This window comes from Pseudomonas sp. IT-P395, assembly GCF_949767675.1.
In the GTDB taxonomy this organism is placed as follows: domain Bacteria; phylum Pseudomonadota; class Gammaproteobacteria; order Pseudomonadales; family Pseudomonadaceae; genus Aquipseudomonas.
The window spans coordinates 100,011-122,800 of record NZ_CATKPW010000022.1 but is presented as its reverse complement, the minus strand read 5'-3'; the positions used below and the strand labels follow the sequence as shown (position 1 = coordinate 122,800).

Genomic DNA, 22,790 nt, shown 5'->3' with positions numbered 1-22,790 from the left:
AGGCATTGAGCGAAGAAAATACGTACGACTCAACGAGCATTAAAGTGCTGAAAGGCCTGGATGCCGTACGCAAACGTCCCGGTATGTACATTGGTGACACCGACGATGGCAGCGGTCTGCACCACATGGTGTTCGAGGTGGTCGACAACTCGATCGACGAAGCCCTCGCCGGCCACTGCGACGACATCAGCATCATCATCCACCCGGATGAGTCCATCACCGTTAAAGACAACGGCCGTGGCATCCCGGTAGACGTGCACAAAGAGGAAGGCGTTTCCGCGGCCGAGGTCATCATGACCGTCCTCCACGCTGGCGGTAAGTTCGACGACAACTCCTACAAGGTATCCGGCGGTCTGCACGGTGTAGGTGTGTCGGTAGTGAACGCACTGTCCGAAGAGCTGGTTCTGACTGTTCGCCGCAGCGGCAAGATCTGGGAACAGACCTACGTCCACGGCGTACCTCAGGCACCGATGGCCATCGTTGGCGACAGCGAAACCACCGGCACCCAGATCCACTTCAAGGCTTCCAGCGAAACCTTCAAGAACATTCACTTCAGCTGGGACATCCTGGCCAAGCGCATTCGTGAACTGTCCTTCCTCAACTCCGGTGTCGGCATCGTCCTCAAGGATGAGCGCAGCGGCAAGGAAGAGCTGTTCAAGTACGAAGGCGGCCTGCGTGCGTTCGTTGAATACCTGAACACCAACAAGACTGCGGTCAACCAGGTGTTCCACTTCAACATCCAGCGTGAAGACGGCATCGGCGTGGAAATCGCCCTGCAGTGGAACGACAGCTTCAACGAGAACCTGTTGTGCTTCACCAACAACATTCCGCAGCGCGACGGCGGTACCCACCTGGTGGGCTTCCGTTCGGCACTGACGCGTAACCTGAACAACTACATTGAGCAGGAAGGTCTGGCGAAGAAGCACAAAGTCGCCACCACCGGTGACGATGCCCGTGAAGGCCTGACTGCGATCATCTCGGTGAAAGTGCCGGATCCGAAGTTCAGCTCGCAGACCAAAGACAAGCTGGTCTCTTCCGAAGTGAAGACCGCGGTCGAACAGGAAATGGGCAAGTACTTCTCCGACTTCCTCCTGGAAAACCCGAACGAAGCGAAACTGGTCGTCGGCAAGATGATCGACGCCGCTCGTGCCCGTGAAGCCGCGCGCAAGGCCCGTGAGATGACCCGCCGCAAAGGCGCGCTGGACATCGCCGGTCTGCCAGGCAAGCTCGCTGACTGCCAGGAAAAAGACCCGGCGCTGTCCGAACTGTACCTGGTGGAAGGTGACTCCGCGGGCGGCTCTGCCAAGCAGGGACGTAACCGCAAGACTCAGGCGATCCTGCCGTTGAAGGGTAAGATCCTCAACGTCGAGAAAGCGCGTTTCGACAAGATGATCTCTTCCCAGGAAGTGGGCACCTTGATCACCGCACTGGGCTGCGGTATCGGTCGCGACGAATACAACATCGACAAGCTGCGTTATCACAACATCATCATCATGACCGATGCTGACGTCGACGGTTCGCACATCCGTACCCTGCTGCTGACCTTCTTCTTCCGTCAGTTGCCGGAGCTGATCGAGCGCGGCTACATCTACATCGCCCAGCCGCCGCTGTACAAGGTCAAGAAAGGCAAGCAAGAGCAATACATCAAAGACGACGACGCCATGGAAGAGTACATGACGCAGTCGGCCCTGGAAGATGCGAGCCTGCACCTGAACGAAGAAGCCCCGGGCATTTCCGGTGAAGCGCTGGAACGTCTGGTTAACGACTTCCGCATGGTGATGAAGACTCTCAAGCGTCTGTCGCGCCTGTACCCGCAGGAGCTGACCGAGCACTTCATCTACCTGCCGGCCGTAAGCCTGGAAAAGCTCGGCGACCACGCAGCGATGCAAGAGTGGCTGGCCCAATACGAAGCGCGTCTGCGCACCGTGGAAAAATCCGGTCTGGTCTACAAGGCCAGCCTGCGTGAAGATCGTGAACGTGGCGTGTGGCTGCCAGAGGTCGAACTGATCTCCCACGGCCTGTCGAACTACGTCACCTTCAACCGCGACTTCTTCGGCAGCAACGACTACAAAACCGTCGTCACCCTCGGCGCTCAACTGAGCACCCTGCTCGACGAAGGCGCGTATATCCAGCGTGGCGAACGCAAGAAAGCGGTCACCGAGTTCAAGGAAGCCTTGGACTGGCTGATGGCTGAAAGCACCAAGCGCCACACCATTCAGCGATACAAAGGTCTGGGCGAAATGAACCCGGATCAGCTGTGGGAAACCACCATGGACCCAAGCGTGCGCCGCATGCTGAAAGTCACCATCGAAGACGCCATTGGCGCAGACCAGATCTTCAACACCCTGATGGGTGATGCGGTCGAACCTCGCCGTGACTTCATCGAGAGTAACGCGCTGGCCGTGTCCAACCTGGACTTCTGATCCGCGCAAGCAATTCGGTGTGTGTTGCCGAAACAAAAAAGGCCCGCATCAGCGGGCCTTTTTTATGGGTGTTCTTAGTAATAAACCGCTGGTCCCTGAATTCATTACAGCGGGCCGAGGCAATGTTCAACTCAGAACCATCGCAGACTCACTCGATTTCAAATCAAACGCTTCGCGCGAAGGTCCAATTTCCCAAAGCAACTGCAAGCGCTGGTGGGCTTCGTACAATGTCGGAATATGACCTTCATCCACCCACCACATCACAACCCGTGGTTTGCTGATAGGCAGGAACCACTCCGCACCTCTCAAACGAAAGTCGTTGTGCGGTGTTTTATACAAGAAATCTTTCAAGGCCGCCGGGCTCTTCCACAGCGAAAGTGTATAAAGATACCCTTCTCCCCATAGTTCATCGAGAAGCTGTTGATTGTCCTGAACTTCCCGCCATATAAAACCAGGATGCGCGTCGGCTAGACCATTTACGTAGGCGGTAGAAGAATAAAAACCGTCCATGCGCGGATCAGATTTTAAATGTTTTGGTTTGACCAGATCAAACTGCGCGAGAATAGCCATTGACTGTTAATCCTTTAATAAGGCTAGAGGCTGTTAAAAAGTTGTGTAGTTACTAGTGAAGTTATGAACGGGTTTGCAGGCGAGCGCCAACATCCAGGTTACTTTGCAGTAATCAGACGGCTATTAATTATCGAGAAGTCAGTACGCGCTTTATTAAAGTTACATGCCGTGAACTATGATTTTTTTAAACGGCGAGGAGGCATGAATATGTCATCTCATCTGTAAGCTGTGAATGCTTGAATCTGCCCTGCCACCATTGCCCTTGCCAGGTGACAGGGAGATTCGCCTGCAATCAGGCCTGACCGTTCAACATCAAATTGAGGTTCTGTACTGCGGCGCCTGATGCGCCCTTGCCGAGGTTGTCGTACACCGCGGCAAGCAATACCTGGCCTGACTTCTCATCCGAGAAGACATAGATGTCCAGGCGATTGGTGTCATTCAGGTATTCAGGGTCCAGTTGCGTAACGGTCTTGACCTGATCCAGCGGAACCACCTTGATGAACTCGGATTTGGCGTAATGGTTGCTGAGGCAGGCGTGGATCTGTTGCACCGAGGCGCCAGCGGGCAACAAGCGCAAATGCAGCGGCACGTACAAGACGATGCCTTGGCGGTACTTGCCATAGCCAGGCGTGAAGATCGGCCGATGATCCAGCAATGCCTCGGACATCATCTCCGGGACGTGCTTGTGGTTAAGGTTCAGGCCATAACCGCGGTATGGAGCGTCCGTGTGTTGCGGATGATCCGGGATTTCATAGGCGTCGATCAGTGATTTGCCCGAACCGGAATACCCGGAAATGGCATGCACATTCACCGGGTAATCCTTGGGTACCACACCGGCTTCCGTCAGCGGACGCAACAGCGCGATGGCGCCTGTCGGGTAGCAGCCAGGATTGGATACACGCTTGGCTGTCGTGATGATGTCAGCCTGACCTGCAGTCAGTTCCGGCAGACCATACACCCAACCTGGTGTGGTGCGATGGGCAGAGCTGGGATCAAGTACACGTACCTTTGGATTCTCGATGAACGACACCGCCTCAACAGCGGCATCGTCCGGCAGGCAGAGAATCGCGACATCACAGGTGTTAAGTGCTTCAGCCCTTTTTACCGGGTCCTTGCGATCGGCATAGGGCAACTGCAAAAGCTCAATATCCGTGCGACCGTTCAGACGCGAATGTATCTGAAGTCCAGTCGTACCGGCTTCCCCGTCGATAAAAATAAGTGGCTTCATGTTCACGAAAATTCACGATAATGAGTGTTTTGAAACTTTATCACACCTTTACTGTGCTGCGCAGGGTGACGTTTTTATGCAAACAGTTTTTCAGGTTTATTTGAAATACTGTTTTTTAGTCCTGCTACCCCGTCACTGACCAATGTCTCTTCGAACTTTCCCGCCATGAAGTCAATTTGATATACATAAGGTACTGGTTTAAAGAACATTTCCCGATTCAACAACTTGGCCAGGGTAAACGTCGAGGTCAGGGTTGTAGCTAATAAACAGGCAGAGCTTAGAGAGGCAACTTTACGTTCCTCGAAATCAAGCTTCGGATCTTCCAGATAGGCACGGTGCAAATGCAGCGGGTCGAGGCCCATACCGAAATTGATCAGTTTCTCCGTCTCAGTCATATCGGGCGTCAACGCAAAATATTCTTCGAATGACATCGAATCCGGATGGAAGTGATGCAACGTTCCGCCAAAGCCTATAGGGCAGGAAACGACCGCCGGGATACCCAGTTCCCGCGCCTTTTGGTACATCTGAATTCGCGGCTCAATCACGAAGTAGTCCATGGCGTCGCATAACATGTCCACACCGGTCAAAAAGTCATCGACTGTTTCAGCGCTCACCCCGTTGTACTGTTCAATGCGCAAGGCCGGATTGATCGACAACAGACGCTCACGCAGGACATCGGCCTTCTTCAGTCCGACTGTATGAGTCGTTGCGCCAAATTGGCGGTTGAAGTTCTCTGGTCCGAAGGTATCGAAATCAGCAATTTTGATTCCGCCAACGCCCATGCGTACCAGTGTCTCCGCGTGGGTATATCCGACACCGCCGCATCCTGGAACTGCAATTGTCTTGCTGGCTAACAGTGCCAGTTCTTCCTGGCTGATCAAGCCGATCATTCGACTGTAAATGACTTCGCGGGAATATTCATTTTGCATATAACGCTCCTTGTATTTATTTGGCGACGTAGTGAAAACCAACGATTGAGAAACCGTGTCGGGTCCAGAAAGACTGCGCCATCGAATTGCTAACGAATGTATCAAGGCAGACCTGTTCACACTGGTAATGATCGGCCAAGGCTCTTACGTAGCTGAGCAGTTGTGCCCCCACTCCACGAGATCGGTTTCCCGGTTTGATGATGAAATGATCGATATATAAATATTTTCCGCAGTAAATCCGGGTATTCAGCCAATAGCCGGTCAGGCCCACCAACTCGGTTCCTGCGAATACCCCAACACACTGCCAATTCAACTTGGCGACAGTTTCCAATCGTTCTAACAGCAGGCCTTTATTCAAATCCGGATAAAAAGTCGACAGCAACGCCAGCGTCATGGGCAATTCATAATTCTGCATAACCCTGATCGTCACTGCCGTCTCCATACGTTCAGCCTTGTGCATGCAACCCCCTCACCCAGACACGTTTATAAGACTGGACGAGAACGGTCAGTGGAACTCGATAACCAGCAGATCGCGATAACCGCTGTCAGCTCCATTACAGATCTGAATGGCTGTCGTATCGTGAAAAACCGTGTCATCCCTGAACAACAGTGCCTGACAAGGCTTCTCCAGCGTGCCCACATAAATAGGCTGCTGGTGCATGATATCGACCAGGGTCGTTTCGCCTCCGACTACACCACTTCTGTCGGCCATGAACAGGCAACTGAATTTCACCCCATCCCGATGTTTGCCTTCGGGTACCGGCAATCCCGTCATGTCTGGAGTGGCGAGGATACGATTGAAATAGGTGTTGATCTTCCAGCCTTGGACATCTTCGATTTCACTGAAGGTGTTGGCGAGTTTCAGTAGAAGCTTCTTCAGCACTTCATTGTCGGCCATCTCCGCAGTGACGGGGGCGAAGTGCCGGTCGATGCCACCGTTCAGCGGATTGAAATACTCCGGTTGGGAATACGGTACATGGGGCTGCTGCTCCAGGCGATTGCCGTTCGCATACCACTTGAATTTACCGAAACGGCGATAGCGGTACATGCCACCATCGTTCATGTAACGATCAAGTTCGAGGTTTTCCCAATAACCCTGAAATTGCGCCCACTCGGGCATCTCGGAAAAATCCACACCCAGCAGTTCAGCGGAGTGCCCTGCAACAAATCGGCTGTTGTTGAGTGCCCAGACAGTCTGTGGCTCAGTATTGGCAAGATTGCTTTTCATAAGAGTTCTCTAAGTATCACGTCAACAGCGTTTTGTTGTTTTTCATAGCCAGTTCGATGCTTTTGTAATAGTCGACGGCTACGTTGTATCGGATCAGGCAGCCGATACACATTTCTTCAATGGCTTCAGGGCATGACTTCGCCAATGGCATCAGCACGCGATAGAGAAGTTGCTTGCCGTGATTGGCATCAATCTTTATATGCATGTCGTGGTAATAGATGACGTCTTCGGGCATGTGCAGACGACGCATGGCCTTGACTGTTCGGGAGAACCGGTAGGGCGCAGTGTGTTCAAGAATCGCCAGGGCGCCCAGTAGACGAGGGTGATACTGGCGCCGTAATGCGTACATCAGCAGCAGATTGCCGTTCTTCAGGGCCTCCGCCGGCGCTTGTTGAACGCGGGCCTGGGGGCCGATGAGTTCGTGCAGTGTTGCTGCGGATTTACGGAACAGCACGGTATGCATTTCGGATAGCGTACCCAGGCCCATTTCGTCCCAGTAGTTTTCCGCAAGCGCCAACTTCATATCGCCTGTCATGCCCAATTGTGCCAGGGCGATGACGTCATCGAAGCGACCGTCGACCTGCTCTTCCATGGCGATGTAAAAGCTTAGTTCTTCAAGCGTCGACTCTTCAGCCAGCCAAGTGAAAAACGCTGAAACCTCATCGCGATGAGTCGAATGCAGGCGGGTGTACCACTTCAAAAACTCGGCAGCGTTCTTTGGCAACCGGGTTTTATCGAGACGACTTTCTTCGTAGGCGTTCCATTCATCTTCCAGTCTATGGGTGCGCGTATATTCGTGGTGAATCGGCGCCATTTTGTAAGCGCTTGGTTCGGCCAGTTCACGAAGATAAAACGAGTTGAGCGCGGTCTGTTCCGACAGCGAGTTTATGGTCGACGGCGGCGTAGTCGTCTGATCCGTGGAACGATCTTGTAGAGTCATTTCAGTTCCTTTGCTTTACCAGGGGCGAGCAGGCGCCAGACGCGAGCACGTGCCACGCCCCGTCGGAGTTAGCGTTCAGTCTTGCAACAGGCGCTGCGCGGGTCAGCTTTTGCGCATTGAGCGGAGCAGTCCCAAGTAAAAACTTTTATAGGAGACTTCCAGGTAACGGCAGTTTTCATGAATTTTTTCGTGCAGGTCGTGCAGACGGTCAATAGGCAATCCGGGCATCAGATGATGCTCAACGTGGTAGTTATTGCCGTTGGTGAACCAGTTCATGAATGCGTTGCTTTTGATGGTTCTGGTGTTTTCGTAGGGGTCTGTCGAATCCGTTGCGCAACGGAAATGCTCTGGCATCTCAATCAGGGCGTGTACCGGAGCCGCGACAAACATGAGCGGAATAATCCACAGATAGACGATGATTTCATAACCGAACTGAAAGGAGACCAAACCCAATAACGCAATCATCAATACCATCGAAAGATGATCTCGCTTGATCCGTTTGGAAACGTTGCTGGAAACGTTTTGGTACTGCGAGCTAAACGCAATGAACACATTTTTGAAAAAACGTGGGTAGTGCGAAACCATCAAAAGTCTGGTTAATAGCGCGCTGATGGAACGAAGGGATAACTCACCATATTGATCACCGTAATCAAAGAACTCCCGATTTTCCGGAGTGCCCAGGTAACGATGGTGGTGCATATGGCTGGCTTTGTAATCAGCAAATGAAACCAACATTGGCAGACCGAGCAGTATGCCGAACAGCTCGTTAAGCTTTTTATTCCGGAATCCCTGTGAGTGCAGGACTTGATGTTGAAGTTCCACGCCATGGGCGAACATTGATCCAAGAAGAATGACGCCTATGGCGATTTCCCATGGATGACCACTCAGTGCCAGACAACCACCGGTTACAATCAGCGCTAAGTAGATTGCAAATTTCAGTGCAAACGTTACATCGCTGGACCTGCTCTGAATATCGGCCAATGCCAATCGATTGGCATTAGTAAATGTAGTTCTCTGCACAACTCACTCCGTCGAACTGAACAAGAATTTCGCTGATATTTTCTAATCGTTAGGCAAGCTATCGAGTTGATTTTTAATCATTCCATTATGTGTACCTTTTACAGGCTCTGGTGTTAACTAATACCTCCGGTTTGAATGTTTAATTGTTCAGCTCGGGTGCTTCTGAAATACATCAAGTTTGATGAATGGCAATAACGCCAAGCAATCGCGCGCAGTACAACTGTGAGGGATCTAACGGTTGTGCCTGCAGTATCGATTCTCAATAGATTCCGCTTCGAAGTAAAAAAGATATTGTTGATCACCCATAAGGAAAACGGATGTTTGATTACAAATTGCTTTCTGCTCTCTCTGCGGTCATTGAACAGGGAGGCTTCGAACGAGCAGCCCAGGTTCTTGGTCTGTCCCAACCCGCAGTGTCACAGCGAATCAAGCTATTGGAGGCCAGGGTCGGCCGTCCGGTGTTAGTGCGCGTGACGCCACCGGTGCCAACCGAGATAGGGCGGCGGCTGCTTTATCATGTTCAGCAGGTGCGGTTACTTGAGCGTGATCTTCAGAGTCATGTGCCTTCTCTGGATGAAGACGGGTCCCCGGAACGCCTGCGTGTCGCCCTGAACGCTGACAGCCTGGCGACATGGTGGGCGCGATCAGTGGGCGATTTTTGCGCCGAGCAGAATTTGTTGCTGGATCTGGTCGTCGAGGATCAAGCGGTCAGTCTCAGGCGTATGCGTGCTGGTGAGGTGGCGGCCTGTGTGTGTGCCACTGAACGGCCAATGGCGGGGGCGCGCAGTCTGTTGCTCGGTGCCATGCGCTACCGCGCAGTGGCGAGTCCGGAGTTTATCGCCCGACATTTTCCGAACGGTATCAATGCCCAGTTGATTGCCCGCACGCCGGCGCTGGTGTTTGGCCCCGACGATTTTCTGCAGCACCGTTATCTCGCAGCCTTGGGCGTGCTCGGAAGTTTCGAGCACCATTTCTGTCCGTCATCAGAAGGATTTATACGACTGACAGAGGCCGGATTGGGTTGGGGTCTGGTTCCGGAGTTGCAGATTCTCGATCATCTGCAGCGTGGCTTGCTGGTCGAGTTGATACCCGACAAGCCAACCGATGTGCCGTTGTACTGGCACCATTGGCGCAATAGTGGCGAGTTGTTGGGCAAGCTGACCGAACATCTCGCGCAATCATCAAAACGGTGGCTGGTGCCGCTGGATTCCCTGGCAAACATTCCTCGCCATATCGCTTCCATTCATCAGCCACGTTTCCCGATGCCCACTGAGCACGACAGTCATTCCTGTCTGACGATGAGCAGCAAAGTATAAGAACGTTGTGTTGAACTGAAACAGGACTGTCAGGTGGGGATAACGCGCCCCCTGACAGTTTCGGCTCAGCCGTTCAGGTGACGGCCGCCACACTTTCCAACCGATAGCCGTAGCCATAAATTGTCAGCAGTTGCCAGCCACGATCCGCCGTCAGTCCGAGCTTGTTGCGCAGGCGATAGATATGCGTGTCCAACGGTCGCGACGAAGCCATTTCCTCATGGGGCCAGAACCGTTCATACAGGTAGTCCCGCGACAATGGCCGTCCGAGGTTGCTGAACAGGCAACGCGCGAGACGGTATTCCCGTTCGGTCATGACGATCGGCTTGCCCTCGCGGGTGACCGTCAGTTCCGCATCGTCAAACGCCAAGTCATTGAAACTCAGCACTTCGGCAGCGGCTGGACGCTGTTGACTGTGCCGGCGCAATACCGCCGCCACGCGTGCTTTCAGTTCATTGGGACGGAACGGTTTACTCACGTAATCGTCGGCGCCTGCGTTCAAGGCCTGGACGATATCGCTTTCGCCATCGCGACTGGTCAGCATGATCGCTGCCGGTGGCGCCTCCATGTGCTCGCGGGTCCAGCGCAGCAGGGCCAGACCCGTGAGATCGGGCAACTGCCAATCGAGGATCAGCAGGTCGAAGGTTTCCCGGCGTAGCTGTCGCAGCAGGTCTTCACCACGCTCGAAGCTGTGCAGCGACCACGGCTGCTCGCCAGCGTCGGCCATTTGCTGCAGGGTTTGCTCGACCCGACGCAGTTCGGCGGGTTCGTCGTCCAATATCGCAACGCGCATACGCGATGATTCCTTGATGCTTGGGCAGTTGGCCGACAACCATAGTCGCTCCGCCATTGCTGGGAAAGTAAGCGGCCCGCCATTGGTCGACGTCCGCTATGATTCTTCGGGTCTACGTCTCAGACCTGTGGCCCATGAAACCATTCACATCGCCCTGCCCTGTTTCCCTATGAACAACAATCGTCGGCGTGAAAGCCGAGAGCCGAGCCAAGTGCAGCGACTGTTTCGACAGCTGGTGCGCGAGTGGTTGTGGATAAGTCTAGTGCTGTTGCCGCTGACTGCGCTGTTGTCGTATCGCGCGCAGGTCAATCTGCAGGATGCAACGCCTGTTACGGGAGCGTTGTTATCGGTAGGGCTGGTGGCTTGTGTGCTGGGGTTGCTGTTGTGGCGACCGCGATGGGCACTTTGGCTAACGCTGATCGGCATGGCGTGTGTGTTGTTGATCAGTGCCGGGCTAGCGGAAATGCGCCACTGGTGGTCGCCGACACCAGCGGTGCTGGGTATGTTGTTCGGCTATTTGATCTGGAACTGGCGGCGTCTGAGTGTGGTGCTGACGTATTTCGGCTGGGAGCTGGCGCGGCTGGACAGCGAGCCGAAAGTGTTCCCCGAACGTCGTCGTACGCAATTTACCGGGACTGATCGCTTGCAGGGCCAGATCATGGCGCTTGAACAGGCCATGAGTCGCACCCGAGATACCCGTCGCTTTATTGCCGACGGTCTGGAGTACTTGCCCGTCGCCACACTGATCAGCGATCCCAGAGGCCAGATCCTGTTGGGCAATCGCAAGGCTCGTCAGCTATTCGATCACAATCTGGTGGGGGACGACGTCCTCGATCAACTGGCCAGCCTCGGTTATCCAGAGTTGTCCACAGAGCCGCGCCCGTCGCTGTCGGCCATGCCGTTGTTGGAGTTTCGCGATCACAAGGAACGCAGCCTGCGCCTGGAGCGTGCCGCACTGCTGCCGGTGGACGGAGACACGCCAATCGGTTGGCTGCTGAGCCTTACCGATCTCAGCGCCGAACGTGCTGCCGAGGAGCAACGTGGAGTATTACTGCGCTTTCTTTCCCATGATCTGCGTGCCCCGCACTCGGCCATCCTCGCCCTGCTCGATGTTCATCGCCATCAGGCCCAGGTGGATTCGCCGTTGTTCGACCAGATCGAGCGCCAGGTGCGTCGCGCGCTGGATCTGACCGATGGTTTCGTCTTGCTGGCGCGGGCCGAGTCCGAGTCCTATCAGTTCCAGCCGAGCCTGTTCGCGATGTTGGTGCTGGACGTGCTGGATCAGGCTTTGCCCATCGCCCAGCAGAAACGTATCGAACTGCTGCACGACATGGATGAGCAATCCCAGGAGCGCCTGATCATGGCTGACCAGGGACTACTGACGCGTGCGCTGTTCAACCTGCTGGAAAACGCGATCAAGTACAGCCCGGCAGACACCACGATTGAACTACGAGTCAGTTGCCACGGAGAGTGGCTATGTTGCGAACTGACCGATCAAGGCAAAGGCATCGCCGAACAAGAGTTGCCTGATCTGTTCAGTCAGTACCGACGCTTTTCCTCGGCCCAGGGCATCGACGGCGTGGGCCTCGGCCTGTCGATGGTCAAAGCGGTGGTCGATCACCATGGCGGCAGAATCGAATGCCGCAGCATGGTCGATCAAGGCACCACGTTCCTGCTTGAGTTACCGTTGATCCCCGAATGATCAGGCACAAAAAAACCGGCTATATCAGCCGGTTTTTTTACTTCCGAAAAAAACTTATGCACCTTTTACGGTGTTTTATGAGCTTGAGAAATATATAAGTAAATCAATCACTTAATTTCAATATTCAAGCGTTTTCAACAAAACCGTACACAGGTTATCCACAAAATCTCAGACAGCGATCTGATCGCTTGCCGCCGGTGCCTGCGGGGTGGGTGGCAGCGAACCCATTTCCCGCTGAGTCTTCTCGTTCCAGGCTTGCACCCGGTCGTTCAGCTCGGCGATGGCGCGAGGGCCAGTACCGTCGGCGTACATCGGCTCGCCGATGACGACAGTGATCACGCCAGACTTCTTGCCCCAACCGATTTTCGGCCAGAACTTACCGGCATTGTGTGCAATCGGCAGGACCGGAAGCGCCGCATTCACCGCCAAAGCGCTACCACTGCGGGAGAATTTGCCGACAGTGCCGTAAGGAACACGCGTACCTTCCGGGAAGATCAGCACCCAAACGTTGTCCTTGAGCAGTTCATCACCTTTGGCGGCGACCTGTTTCAAAGCAGCTTTCGGGTTGTCGCGATCAATCGCGATCGGCCGCAACATGGCCATGGCCCAGCCGAAGAACGGCACGTAAAGCAATTCGCGTTTGAGCACTTGGCTCAATGGCGAAAAATAGGCGGAGAGAAAGAACGTCTCCCAGGTGCTCTGATGGTTCGACTGAATCACGCAGGGCCGGTCAGGCACGTTTTCCGCACCTTTGATTTCGTAACGAATACCGAGGAACACCTTGGTCAACCACAAGGCGCAACGGCACCAGTACACGTTGATAAAACGATAGCGCGCCTTGAACGGCAGAAACGGCGCGATAAAAAAACTCAAGCTGCACCACAGCAGGGAGGTGGTGCCCAGCAGCAGGTAAAAGAGAAAAATCCTGATGGCCCGCAGTATCGACATAGTGACGTTTACCGTTACGGGGCAATGCCCGAGTGTTCAAGCGCACTCCCGATCAATCCCTGGTCAGGAAATTCAGAAGTACTCTAGTTGTGGATAAGTTCTGCGGCAATCGCCGCCAGATCGTCAAAAATCAGAGTGCCAACCGGCAGGGTTTTGCCCTGAGTCTTTGCGCCTTTTCCGGTCTTTACCAAAACTGGCTGTGAATCGACGGCTTTGGCGGCCTCCAGGTCACCAAGGCTGTCGCCGACGAACCAGACATTGTTCAGTTCGACGTTGTAATGCGCCGCGATGGTTTTCAACATCCCCGGTTTCGGCTTGCGGCAATCGCAGCCTTCGTCCGGCCCATGCGGGCAATACACGATCAGCCCGACTTCACCGCCCTGCTCCGCGACCAGTTCGCGCAAGTGCGCGTGCATGGCATCCAGGGTGGCGAGGTCGTAATAGCCGCGCGCAATGCCCGACTGGTTGGTGGCCACTGCCACCGTCCAGCCGGCCTTGCTCAACTGCGCAATCGCTTCGATCGAGCCGGGCAACGGAATCCACTCCGCCACTGACTTGATGTAAGCGTCGGAGTCGTAATTGATCACTCCGTCCCGATCGAGAATCAGCAGTTTCAACAGCAATCCCTCAACCCAGCAGCGAAATGTCGGCAACACCGAGGAACAGACCACGCAAACGCGCCAACAGCGCGTAACGGTTGGCCCGCACATTGGCGTCGTCGGCATTGACCATCACCGCGTCGAAGAACGCATCGACCGGCTCACGCAATGCCGCCAGGCGTGCCAGCGATTCGTTGTACTGACGGGCAGCGGCCATTGGCTGTACAGCCTGATCTGCTTGCTGGATCGCCGAGTACAGCGAGAACTCGTTGGCGTTGTCGAAGTACTTGGCTTGCACCTCGGTCGGTACCGCGCCTTCGAGTTTGCTCAACAGGTTCGATACACGCTTGTTCACCGCCGCCAGCGCTGCCGCTTCCGGCAGTTTGCGGAAGGCTTGCACCGCTTGCACACGTTGGTCGAAGTCCAGCGCCGAACCCGGCTTCAGGGCACGTACCGACAGGTAAGTGGCTACTTCGACGCCTTCATCTTCGTAACGCGCACGCAGACGGTCGAAGATGAATTCCAGCACGGCTTCGTTGAGACCGGCTGCCTTGACCTTGGCACCGAACGCATTCACCGCGAATGCGACGGCATCGTTCAGGTCCAGATCGAGTTTTTTCTCGATCAGGATACGCAGCACACCCAGTGCCGCACGGCGCAGGGCATACGGGTCTTTGCTGCCGGTTGGCAGCATGCCGATACCGAAGATACCGACCAGGGTGTCGAGCTTGTCGGCGATGGCAACGGCGGCACCGGTCAGGGTCGCTGGCAGTTCTGCACCGGCACCGCGTGGCATGTACTGCTCGTTCAGCGCCAGCGCGACGTCTTCCGGCTCGCCGTCATTGAGGGCGTAGTAGTAACCGGCGACACCTTGCATCTCCGGGAACTCGCCGACCATTTCGGTGGCCAGGTCGCACTTCGACAGCAGGCCCGCACGAGCAGCCCACGAGGCGTTGCCGCCAATGCGTGCGGCGATGTACGCAGCCAGTTTCGATACGCGCTCGGCCTTGTCGTAGACGCTGCCGAGTTTTTCCTGGAACACCACGTTCTTCAGGCGATCATTGAAGGCTTCGAGTTTCTGCTTCTTGTCTTGCTTGAAGAAGAACTCGGCGTCGGTCAGACGTGGGCGAACCACTTTCTCGTTACCGGCGATGATCTGCTGCGGGTCTTTGCTTTCGATGTTGGCCACAGTGATGAAACGTGGCAGCAACTTGCCGTCGGCATCCAGCAGGCAGAAGTACTTCTGGTTGTCCTGCATGGTGGTGATCAGCGCTTCTTGCGGCACGTCGAGGAAACGTTCCTCGAATGAGCACACCAGCGGCACCGGCCATTCAACCAGCGCGGTCACTTCGTCGAGCAGCGCTGGCGGAACGATTGCCGTGCCTTCCTGACGGGTGGCCAGCTCTTCGGTGCGCTTGCTGATGATCTCGCGACGTTCGTTGGCATCGGCCAGCACGTAAGCGGCACGCAGGTCGGCGAGGTAGCTCGACGGCGAACCGATGCGCACGCTTTGCGGGTGATGGAAACGGTGACCACGGGAATCACGGCCAGCCTTTTGCGCGAGGATGGTGCAGTCGATGACCTGGTCACCGAGCAGCATCACCAGCCATTGGGTCGGACGCACGAACTCTTCCTTGCGCGCACCCCAACGCATGCGTTTCGGGATTGGCAGGTCGTTCAGCGAATCTTCGACGATGGTCGGCAGCAGGCTTGCGGTCGGCTTGCCGGCGATGCTCTGGCTGTAGCGCAGTTTCGGGCCGCTCTGATCGATTTCGCTCAGATCGACGCCGCACTTCTTGGCAAAACCCAAGGCTGCTTGCGTTGGATTGCCTTCAGCGTCGAACGCCGCCTGACGTGGCGGGCCATCGAGGTTGATGCTGCGATCCGGTTGCTGAGTCGCCAGCGCGGTGATCAGCACAGCCAGACGACGCGGCGCGGCGTAGACGGTTTTAGTCTCGTAGCTCAGGCCAGCGGCTTGCAGGCCCTTGTCGATACCGGCGAGGAACGCTTCAGCCAAGGTGTTCAGGGCTTTCGGTGGCAGTTCTTCGGTGCCCAGTTCAACCAGAAAATCTTGCGCACTCATTGTGCTGCCTCCAGCTTGGCCAGTACTTCGTCACGCAGGTCCGGGGTCGCCATCGGGAAGCCCAGCTTGGCGCGTGCCAGCAGGTAGGCTTGCGCAACGGAACGCGCCAGGGTGCGTACGCGCAGAATGTATTGCTGACGCGCGGTCACCGAGATCGCCCGGCGCGCATCCAGCAGGTTGAAGGTGTGCGACGCCTTCAACACCATTTCGTAGCTCGGCAACGGCAGCGGCTGGTCGAGCTCGATCAGACGCTTGGCTTCGCCTTCATAGAAGTCGAACAGTTCGAACAGTTTGTCGACGTTGGCGTGCTCGAAGTTGTAAGTGGACTGCTCCACTTCGTTCTGGTGGAACACGTCGCCGTAGGTGACTTTGCCCATCGGGCCGTCAGCCCAGACCAGGTCGTAGACCGAGTCCACGCCTTGCAGGTACATGGCCAGACGCTCGAGACCGTAGGTGATCTCGCCGGTTACCGGGTAGCACTCGATGCCGCCCGCCTGCTGGAAGTAAGTGAACTGAGTCACTTCCATACCGTTCAGCCAGACTTCCCAGCCCAGACCCCAGGCGCCGAGGGTCGGCGATTCCCAGTTGTCTTCGACGAAGCGAATGTCGTGGACCAGCGGGTCCAGGCCGACATGCTTGAGCGAGCCCAGGTACAGTTCCTGGAAGTTGTCCGGGTTCGGTTTCAGGACGACCTGGAACTGATAGTAGTGCTGCAGACGGTTCGGGTTTTCACCGTAACGGCCGTCAGTTGGACGGCGGCTTGGCTGCACGTAAGCGGCGTTCCAGGTTTCCGGGCCGATGGCGCGGAGGAAGGTCGCGGTGTGGAAAGTGCCGGCGCCTACTTCCATATCGTAGGGCTGAAGTACCACGCAACCTTGCTCGGCCCAGTATTGCTGGAGCGCGAGGATCAAGTCTTGGAAGGTACGCACGGCTGGCGTAGGCTGGCTCACGAAATTCACCTGTTTCTTGGGCTGCGATTTAAAGAGCGGGAGTATACCCGATTCATTGCTGCGCACGCCCCCTGGAGCCTTATGCCACGCTGCTTTTGGTGTACCGAAGATCCGCTGTACATGGCTTATCACGACCAGGAGTGGGGCACGCCGCTACGCGATGCGCAGGGTTTGTTCGAGTTGCTTTTGCTCGAAGGGTTCCAGGCCGGGCTGTCGTGGATCACCGTGCTGCGCAAACGCGAGCGTTATCGCGAGGTGTTGTTCGGCTTCGATGTGCAGCGCGTGGCGCAGATGAGCGACGCCGAAATCGACGAGTTGATGCTCGATCCGGGGATCATCCGCAACCGCCTCAAACTCAATGCCGCCCGCCGTAATGCCCAGGCCTGGCTGGCGCTGGAGGACCCGGTGGGGTTCCTCTGGTCGTTTGTTAACGACCAACCGATCATCAATCATTTCAAGGATCGCAGCGAAGTCCCGGCGATCACCCCCGAAGCGCTGGCGATGAGCAAAGGCCTGAAAAAGGCCGGGTTCACGTTCGTCGGCCCGACCATTTGCTACGCACTGATGCAGGCCTCGGGCATGGTCATGGACCACACCCAGGACTGCGACCGCTACGCGCAGCTCGCCAACGGCGGTTAGAATGGCCGCCTCGCGCACCGCACAAGATCAGGAGTGACCTGTGGAAAAGTTTAAAGGCGCCTTGCTGGTAGGCGCTCTGCGGCTGTTTGCCCTGCTGCCATGGCGGGCCGTGCAGGCCGTGGGTTCGGCGATCGGCTGGATCATGTGGAAAACCCCCAACCGCTCCCGCGACGTGGTGCGGATCAACCTAGCGAAATGTTTTCCACAGATGGATCCGGCCGAACGTGAGCGTCTGGTCGGGCAGAGCCTGAAAGACATCGGCAAGTCGCTGACCGAAAGCGCCTGCGCGTGGATCTGGCCAGCGCAGCGCTCGATCGACCTGGTGCGCGAAGTCGAAGGCCTCGACGTGCTGAAAGACGCGCTCGCCTCGGGCAAAGGCGTAGTCGGCATCACCAGCCACCTTGGTAACTGGGAAGTGCTCAATCACTTCTATTGCAGCCAGTGCAAGCCGATCATTTTCTACCGTCCGCCGAAGCTCAAGGCTGTGGATGAATTGCTGCGCAAACAGCGCGTGCAACTGGGCAACAAAGTCGCCGCGTCGACCAAGGAAGGCATCCTCAGCGTCATCAAGGAAGTGCGCAAAGGTGGTGCAGTGGGCATTCCCGCTGACCCGGAACCGGCCGAATCCGCCGGGATCTTCGTGCCGTTCTTCGCCACGCAAGCGCTGACCAGCAAATTCGTGCCGAACATGTTGGCCGGTGGCAAAGCCGTCGGCGTGTTCCTGCATGCGTTGCGCCTGCCCGATGGATCTGGCTACAAAGTGATCCTCGAAGCCGCGCCAGAAGCCATGTACAGCACCGATACCGCCGAATCCTGCGCAGCGATGAGCAAAGTCGTCGAGCGTTATGTGGCGGCGTATCCGAGCCAGTACATGTGGAGCATGAAGCGCTTCAAAAAGCGTCCGCCGGGCGAAGAGCGCTGGTATTGAGCTGATTGGCATGATCTGTGGATAACTTCTCTGGTGAGGTTATCCACAACCGTTCATCAAAGGGCGCAACAAGATGTCCGAACACCGCAAATCTTTCCGCATCAAGATTACCCACGACAGCTTTGGCGAATGCCTCGGGCAGACGCGCAATCTGTCGCCCACCGGGGTGTTTGTGCAGCATCCGGTTTTGGCTTCTTTACCCAAAGGTGCAGTGGTTTACGGCCAGGTGCAGGGACTACCCACAGGCGCGCCGCGGGTGCGCATGGAGGTGGTAACGGTGGATGCCGACGGTATCGGACTTCGCTACCTTTGATTTACTGCGCCTGACGATCCAGCTTCTTCAGAAACACCGTCATTTCCTTTTCGGCCTGCTTGTCGCCATGGGCGCGGGCCGCTTCCAGACCTTGTTCCCACGCTTGCCGCGCGGCGGCGTGATCGCCCAGCGCCAGATGCGCCTTGCCCAATAGTTTCCATGCGGCCGAATACTTGGGGTCGAAGGCGACACAGCGTTGGAAATGCTCGGCGGCCTTGGCGTTTTCGCCCAGATCCAGATAGCCCTTGCCCAGGCCGAAGCGCAGCAGGGAGTTATCCACACCCTTGGCGAGCATTTTTTCTAGGGATTCGAGCATCGGTGGATTCCTTTTCTAGTGCGTCAGAAAGATCTGCGGTGCCGCCATCGCTGGCAAGCCAGCTCCCACAAGGATCTCGGGTGCACATCACATTTGTGAACAACCGAAAAACCCTGTGGGAGCTGGCTTGCCAGCGATGGGGCCAATGAAGGCACCGCTCATTCAGGATCAGAAGAAGCTCAACCCCACATGGAACAGCTTCTCCACATCGCGAATATGCTTTTTATCCACAAGGAACAGAATCACATGGTCGCCCGCCTCGATCACCGTGTCATCGTGGGCAATGATCACTTGTTCATTGCGGATCACCGCACCAATCGTAGTGCCGGGCGGCAGGCCGATCTTCTCGATAGGTTTGCCGATCACCTTGCTCGACTTCGCATCACCGTGGGCAATTGCTTCGATCGCTTCTGCCGCACCGCGGCGCAGTGAGTGCACACTGACGATATCGCCACGACGCACGTGGGCCAGCAGCGTGCCGATGGTCGCCAGTTGCGGGCTGATGGCGATGTCGATGTCGCCGCCCTGGATCAGATCAACGTAGGCCGGGTTGTTGATGATCGTCATGACCTTTTTCGCCCCCAGCCGTTTGGCCAGCAGCGACGACATGATGTTGGCTTCGTCATCGTTGGTCAGCGCGAGAAAAATGTCGGCGTCGGCGATGTTCTCTTCCAGCAGCAAATCACGGTCAGAAGCGCTGCCCTGCAACACCACGGTGCTGTCGAGGGTGTCGGAGAGATAACGGCAACGCGCCGGGCTCATCTCGATGATCTTCACCTGATACCGGCTTTCGATGGCCTCGGCCAAACGCTCGCCAATTTGCCCGCCGCCAGCAATGACGATGCGTTTGTAGGTTTCGTCGAGGCGGCGCATTTCGCTCATCACTGCGCGAATATTCTCACGGGCAGCGATGAAGAAGACTTCGTCATCGGCCTCGATCACGGTATCGCCCTGGGGCAGAATCGGTCGGTCACGGCGGAAAATCGCTGCCACGCGCGTCTCGACATTCGGCATGTGTTCGCGCAACTGCCGTAGTTGCTGACCTACCAGCGGGCCGCCGTAATAGGCGCGCACCGCCACCAATTGCGCAGCGCCTTCGGCGAAATCGATCACCTGCAAAGCGCCGGGATGCTGGATCAGGCGCTTGATGTAGTTGGTCACCACTTGCTCGGGGCTGATCAACACGTCGACCGGAATCGCTTCGTTCTGGAACAGCTGTTCCTCGCGATTGAGGTAAGACGCTTCGCGCACCCGGGCGATTTTGGTCGGGGTGTGGAACAGGGTGTGGGCCACCTGGCAGGCGACCATGTTGGTCTCGTCGCTGTTGGTCACCGCCACCAGCATGTCGGCGTCGTCGGCACCGGCCTGACGCAGCACCGACGGCAGCGAGCCACGGCCCTGCACGGTGCGGATGTCGAGGCGGTCGCCGAGGTCGCGCAGGCGTTCGCCGTCGGTGTCGACCACCGTAATGTCGTTGGCTTCACTGGCCAAATGCTCGGCCAGCGAACCGCCGACCTGTCCCGCACCGAGGATGATGATTTTCATCCAGTCACTCCGTTGAATCCGTTTAGCCGCGCGCGGCAGCGATCTTGATCAGCTTGGCGTAGTAGAACCCGTCATGGCCGCCCTGCTGGGCCAGCAATTGGCGACCATGGGGCTGTTTGATCCCGGCCGTGGTGGCCAGATCCAGTTCGCGGGCACCCGGGGTGCGCTCGAGGAACGCAGCGATGACTTCAGTGTTTTCGGTCGGCAGCGTTGAGCAAGTGGCGTAGAGCAGGATGCCGCCGACTTCGAGGGTTTTCCACATGGCGTCGAGCAGTTCGCCTTGCAATTGCGCGAGGGCGACGATGTCGTCGGGCTGACGGGTCAGCTTGATGTCCGGGTGGCGGCGGATCACGCCGGTGGCCGAGCACGGCGCGTCGAGCAGGATGCGCTGGAACGGTTTGCCGTCCCACCATTTCTCGGTGTCGCGACCGTCGGCGGCGATAAGTTCGGCATTCAGACCAAGGCGTTCAAGGTTTTCCTTAACGCGCACCAGTCGTTTGGCTTCCAGATCCACCGCGACCACGCCGGCCAGCGCCGGTTCGGCTTCGAGAATGTGGCAGGTCTTGCCACCAGGGGCGCAACAGGCGTCGAGCACGCGTTGGCCCGGCGCCAGATCAAGCAGGTCGGCAGCCAGTTGCGCGGCCTCGTCCTGCACGCTGATCCAGCCTTCGGCGAAACCCGGCAGGCTGCGCACGTCGGCAGCGGCTTCAAGGATGATGCCGTCGCGGCTGTAAACGCATGGCGTCGCAGCAATGCCCGCCTCGGTCAGCAGACCAAGGTAGGCGTCGCGGCTGTGATGGCGGCGGTTGACCCGCAGAATCATCGGCGGATGCGCATTGTTCGCTTCGCAAATGGCTTCCCACTGCTCAGGCCAGAAGGCCTTGAGGGATTTTTGCAGCCAGCGCGGGTGAGCAGTGCGCACCACCGGATCACGTTCCAGTTCGGCGAAAATTGTTTCGCTTTCGCGCTGGGCGTTGCGCAACACGGCGTTGAGCAGGCCTTTGGCCCACGGCTTTTTCAACTTGTCGGCGCAACCGACGGTTTCGCCGATGGCGGCGTGGGCCGGCACGCGGGTGTAGAGCAATTGGTAGAGACCGACCAGCAGCAGCGCTTCGACATCGGCGTCGGCGGCCTTGAACGGTTTCTGCAGCAGTTTTTCCGCCAGCGCCGACAGGCGTGGCTGCCATCGCGCAGTGCCGAACGCCAGATCCTGAGTGAAACCGCGATCGCGATCCTCGACTTTGTCCAGTTGCGTGGGCAGGGAGCTGTTCAGCGAGGCTTTGCCGCTGAGCACGGCGGCGAGTGCCTTGGCGGCGGCCAGACGCGGGTTCATTGCGCGTCCACCGCTGCGCCGAGTACGGTGCCGAGAGCAAATTTCTCACGGCGGCTGTTGAACAGGTCGCTGAAGTTCAGTGCCTTGCCGCCAGGCAATTGCAGACGGGTCAGGCACAGCGCTTGTTCGCCGCAAGCGACGACCAGGCCGTCCTTGCTGGCGCTGAGGATTTCACCCGGCGCGCCATTGCCCTCGGCAAGCGTCGCCGCCAGCACTTTCAGTGCTTCACCGTTAAGGGTGCTGTGGGTGATCGGCCATGGGTTGAAGGCGCGCACCAGTCGCTCCAGCTCAACCGCCGGGCGGCTCCAGTCGATGCGTGCTTCGTCCTTGTTGAGCTTGTGCGCGTAGGTGGCGAGCTCGTCGTTTTGCACTTCGCCTTCCAGCGTGCCAGCAGCCAGACCGGCAATCGCTTGCACCACGGCCGGCGGACCCATCTCGGCGAGACGATCATGCAAGGAGCCGCCAGTGTCCTCACCGGTGATCGGCGTGACGACCTTGAGCAACATCGGCCCGGTGTCGAGGCCGGCCTCCATGCGCATTACGGTAACGCCGCTCTCGGCATCACCGTGTTCGACGGCGCGCTGGATCGGCGCCGCACCGCGCCAGCGTGGCAGCAACGAGGCATGGCTGTTGATGCAGCCCAGACGCGGAATATCCAGCACCACTTGCGGCAGGATCAGGCCGTAGGCGACCACCACCAGCAAGTCCGGTTTCAGCGCGGCCAGTTCAGCCTGTGCATCGGCGTTGCGCAAAGTCGGCGGCTGCAACACCTGGATATTATTTTCCAGGGCGAGCTGTTTGACCGGGCTCGGCATCAGTTTTTGCCCGCGACCGGCCGGGCGATCCGGTTGGGTGTAGACCGCAACGATCTCGTAGGGGCTGTTCAGCAGGGCCTTGAGGTGTTCGGCGGCGAATTCCGGGGTGCCGGCAAAAACGATGCGCAGTGGCTCAGTCATGAAGGGCTTCTCATAAAAAGAAAAAGGCTTGCCG

22 protein-coding genes are annotated in these 22,790 nt (G+C 57.1%); 6 read left to right on the top strand and 16 right to left on the bottom strand.

Features of this window, described 5'->3' with window-relative positions; translation table 11 throughout:
* The first annotated feature begins 5 nt into the window (after positions 1-5).
* Complete coding sequence (gene gyrB, locus ACM6IN_RS15815) at positions 6-2,423, top strand: DNA topoisomerase (ATP-hydrolyzing) subunit B (protein ID WP_007911885.1); 2,418 nt, start codon at positions 6-8, stop codon at positions 2,421-2,423.
* 126 nt (positions 2,424-2,549) lie between these two features.
* Here gyrB and ACM6IN_RS15810 read toward each other — a convergent pair whose 3' ends face one another.
* The 7 genes from ACM6IN_RS15810 to ACM6IN_RS15780 all read right to left on the bottom strand — a co-directional run bounded on the left by ACM6IN_RS15810 (position 2,550) and on the right by ACM6IN_RS15780 (position 8,338).
* Complete coding sequence (locus ACM6IN_RS15810; protein ID WP_007911884.1) at positions 2,550-2,993, bottom strand: DUF3291 domain-containing protein; 444 nt, start codon at positions 2,991-2,993, stop codon at positions 2,550-2,552.
* A 292-nt stretch (positions 2,994-3,285) separates the two neighbouring features.
* On the bottom strand, positions 3,286-4,221 hold the full coding sequence (argC, locus tag ACM6IN_RS15805) for an N-acetyl-gamma-glutamyl-phosphate reductase (protein ID WP_123376033.1): 936 nt from the start codon (positions 4,219-4,221) through the stop codon (positions 3,286-3,288).
* Positions 4,222-4,295: 74 nt separating this feature from the next.
* Positions 4,296-5,150: a ThiF family adenylyltransferase gene (locus ACM6IN_RS15800; protein WP_007949984.1), complete on the bottom strand. Its 855-nt coding sequence runs from the start codon at positions 5,148-5,150 to the stop codon at positions 4,296-4,298.
* 16 nt (positions 5,151-5,166) lie between these two features.
* A complete protein-coding gene (locus tag ACM6IN_RS15795) occupies positions 5,167-5,610 on the bottom strand; it encodes a GNAT family N-acetyltransferase (RefSeq protein WP_414916333.1) in 444 nt (147 codons plus the stop codon).
* A gap of 45 nt (positions 5,611-5,655) precedes the next feature.
* Entirely contained in the window at positions 5,656-6,378 is a 723-nt protein-coding gene (locus ACM6IN_RS15790; protein ID WP_007911880.1) for a 2OG-Fe dioxygenase family protein, read from the bottom strand.
* A 16-nt stretch (positions 6,379-6,394) separates the two neighbouring features.
* A complete protein-coding gene (locus tag ACM6IN_RS15785; RefSeq protein ID WP_007911878.1) occupies positions 6,395-7,318 on the bottom strand; it encodes an iron-containing redox enzyme family protein in 924 nt (307 codons plus the stop codon).
* Positions 7,319-7,420: 102 nt separating this feature from the next.
* Complete coding sequence (locus ACM6IN_RS15780) at positions 7,421-8,338, bottom strand: fatty acid desaturase family protein (RefSeq protein ID WP_095113130.1); 918 nt, start codon at positions 8,336-8,338, stop codon at positions 7,421-7,423.
* 317 nt (positions 8,339-8,655) lie between these two features.
* Here ACM6IN_RS15780 and ACM6IN_RS15775 point away from each other — a divergent pair, with 317 nt between their 5' ends.
* Entirely contained in the window at positions 8,656-9,654 is a 999-nt protein-coding gene (locus tag ACM6IN_RS15775) for a LysR family transcriptional regulator ArgP (protein WP_007911875.1), read from the top strand.
* Positions 9,655-9,727: 73 nt separating this feature from the next.
* Here ACM6IN_RS15775 and ACM6IN_RS15770 read toward each other — a convergent pair whose 3' ends face one another.
* On the bottom strand, positions 9,728-10,444 hold the full coding sequence (locus ACM6IN_RS15770; RefSeq protein WP_007911873.1) for a response regulator transcription factor: 717 nt from the start codon (positions 10,442-10,444) through the stop codon (positions 9,728-9,730).
* 169 nt (positions 10,445-10,613) lie between these two features.
* Here ACM6IN_RS15770 and ACM6IN_RS15765 point away from each other — a divergent pair, with 169 nt between their 5' ends.
* Positions 10,614-12,146 carry an ATP-binding protein gene (locus ACM6IN_RS15765; protein ID WP_414916332.1) on the top strand — a complete coding sequence of 511 codons (1,533 nt, stop codon included), beginning with the start codon at positions 10,614-10,616 and terminating at the stop codon, positions 12,144-12,146.
* A gap of 168 nt (positions 12,147-12,314) precedes the next feature.
* On the opposite strand, the gene ACM6IN_RS15760 is transcribed toward ACM6IN_RS15765, so the two are convergent.
* The 4 genes from ACM6IN_RS15760 to glyQ all read right to left on the bottom strand — a co-directional run bounded on the left by ACM6IN_RS15760 (position 12,315) and on the right by glyQ (position 16,726).
* On the bottom strand, positions 12,315-13,094 hold the full coding sequence (locus ACM6IN_RS15760) for a lysophospholipid acyltransferase family protein (RefSeq protein ID WP_414916331.1): 780 nt from the start codon (positions 13,092-13,094) through the stop codon (positions 12,315-12,317).
* A gap of 83 nt (positions 13,095-13,177) precedes the next feature.
* Entirely contained in the window at positions 13,178-13,717 is a 540-nt protein-coding gene (gene gmhB / locus ACM6IN_RS15755; RefSeq protein WP_414916330.1) for a D-glycero-beta-D-manno-heptose 1,7-bisphosphate 7-phosphatase, read from the bottom strand.
* A gap of 4 nt (positions 13,718-13,721) precedes the next feature.
* Positions 13,722-15,776, bottom strand: a complete 2,055-nt coding sequence (gene glyS, locus ACM6IN_RS15750) for a glycine--tRNA ligase subunit beta (RefSeq protein ID WP_007911868.1) — start codon at positions 15,774-15,776, stop codon at positions 13,722-13,724.
* Complete coding sequence (gene glyQ, locus ACM6IN_RS15745) at positions 15,773-16,726, bottom strand: glycine--tRNA ligase subunit alpha (RefSeq protein WP_034152298.1); 954 nt, start codon at positions 16,724-16,726, stop codon at positions 15,773-15,775. The genes glyS and glyQ overlap by 4 nt, the downstream gene beginning before the upstream one ends.
* A gap of 81 nt (positions 16,727-16,807) precedes the next feature.
* On the opposite strand from glyQ, the gene ACM6IN_RS15740 reads away from it, so the two are divergent.
* The 3 genes from ACM6IN_RS15740 (at position 16,808) to ACM6IN_RS15730 (ending at position 18,606) form a co-directional block, all read left to right on the top strand.
* Positions 16,808-17,365 (top strand): DNA-3-methyladenine glycosylase I, encoded by a 558-nt coding sequence (locus tag ACM6IN_RS15740; protein ID WP_414916329.1) that lies wholly within the window; start codon positions 16,808-16,810, stop codon positions 17,363-17,365.
* A 40-nt stretch (positions 17,366-17,405) separates the two neighbouring features.
* Positions 17,406-18,293, top strand: a complete 888-nt coding sequence (locus tag ACM6IN_RS15735) for a lysophospholipid acyltransferase (protein ID WP_008084359.1) — start codon at positions 17,406-17,408, stop codon at positions 18,291-18,293.
* Between the two features lie 73 nt (positions 18,294-18,366).
* Positions 18,367-18,606: a PilZ domain-containing protein gene (locus ACM6IN_RS15730; RefSeq protein ID WP_007911864.1), complete on the top strand. Its 240-nt coding sequence runs from the start codon at positions 18,367-18,369 to the stop codon at positions 18,604-18,606.
* Between the two features lies 1 nt (position 18,607).
* On the opposite strand, the gene ACM6IN_RS15725 is transcribed toward ACM6IN_RS15730, so the two are convergent.
* From ACM6IN_RS15725 to fmt, 4 genes are all read right to left on the bottom strand, one after another.
* On the bottom strand, positions 18,608-18,922 hold the full coding sequence (locus ACM6IN_RS15725) for a tetratricopeptide repeat protein (RefSeq protein WP_007911863.1): 315 nt from the start codon (positions 18,920-18,922) through the stop codon (positions 18,608-18,610).
* 168 nt (positions 18,923-19,090) lie between these two features.
* Positions 19,091-20,467: a Trk system potassium transporter TrkA gene (gene trkA / locus ACM6IN_RS15720; RefSeq protein ID WP_007911861.1), complete on the bottom strand. Its 1,377-nt coding sequence runs from the start codon at positions 20,465-20,467 to the stop codon at positions 19,091-19,093.
* Between the two features lie 22 nt (positions 20,468-20,489).
* On the bottom strand, positions 20,490-21,800 hold the full coding sequence (gene rsmB / locus ACM6IN_RS15715; RefSeq protein WP_007911860.1) for a 16S rRNA (cytosine(967)-C(5))-methyltransferase RsmB: 1,311 nt from the start codon (positions 21,798-21,800) through the stop codon (positions 20,490-20,492).
* The gene (gene fmt, locus ACM6IN_RS15710) at positions 21,797-22,756 is read right to left on the bottom strand and encodes a methionyl-tRNA formyltransferase (RefSeq protein ID WP_414916328.1); all 960 of its coding nucleotides are present in this window, start codon (positions 22,754-22,756) and stop codon (positions 21,797-21,799) included. Before fmt ends, rsmB begins: the two co-directional genes overlap by 4 nt.
* Positions 22,757-22,790 lie beyond the last annotated feature (34 nt).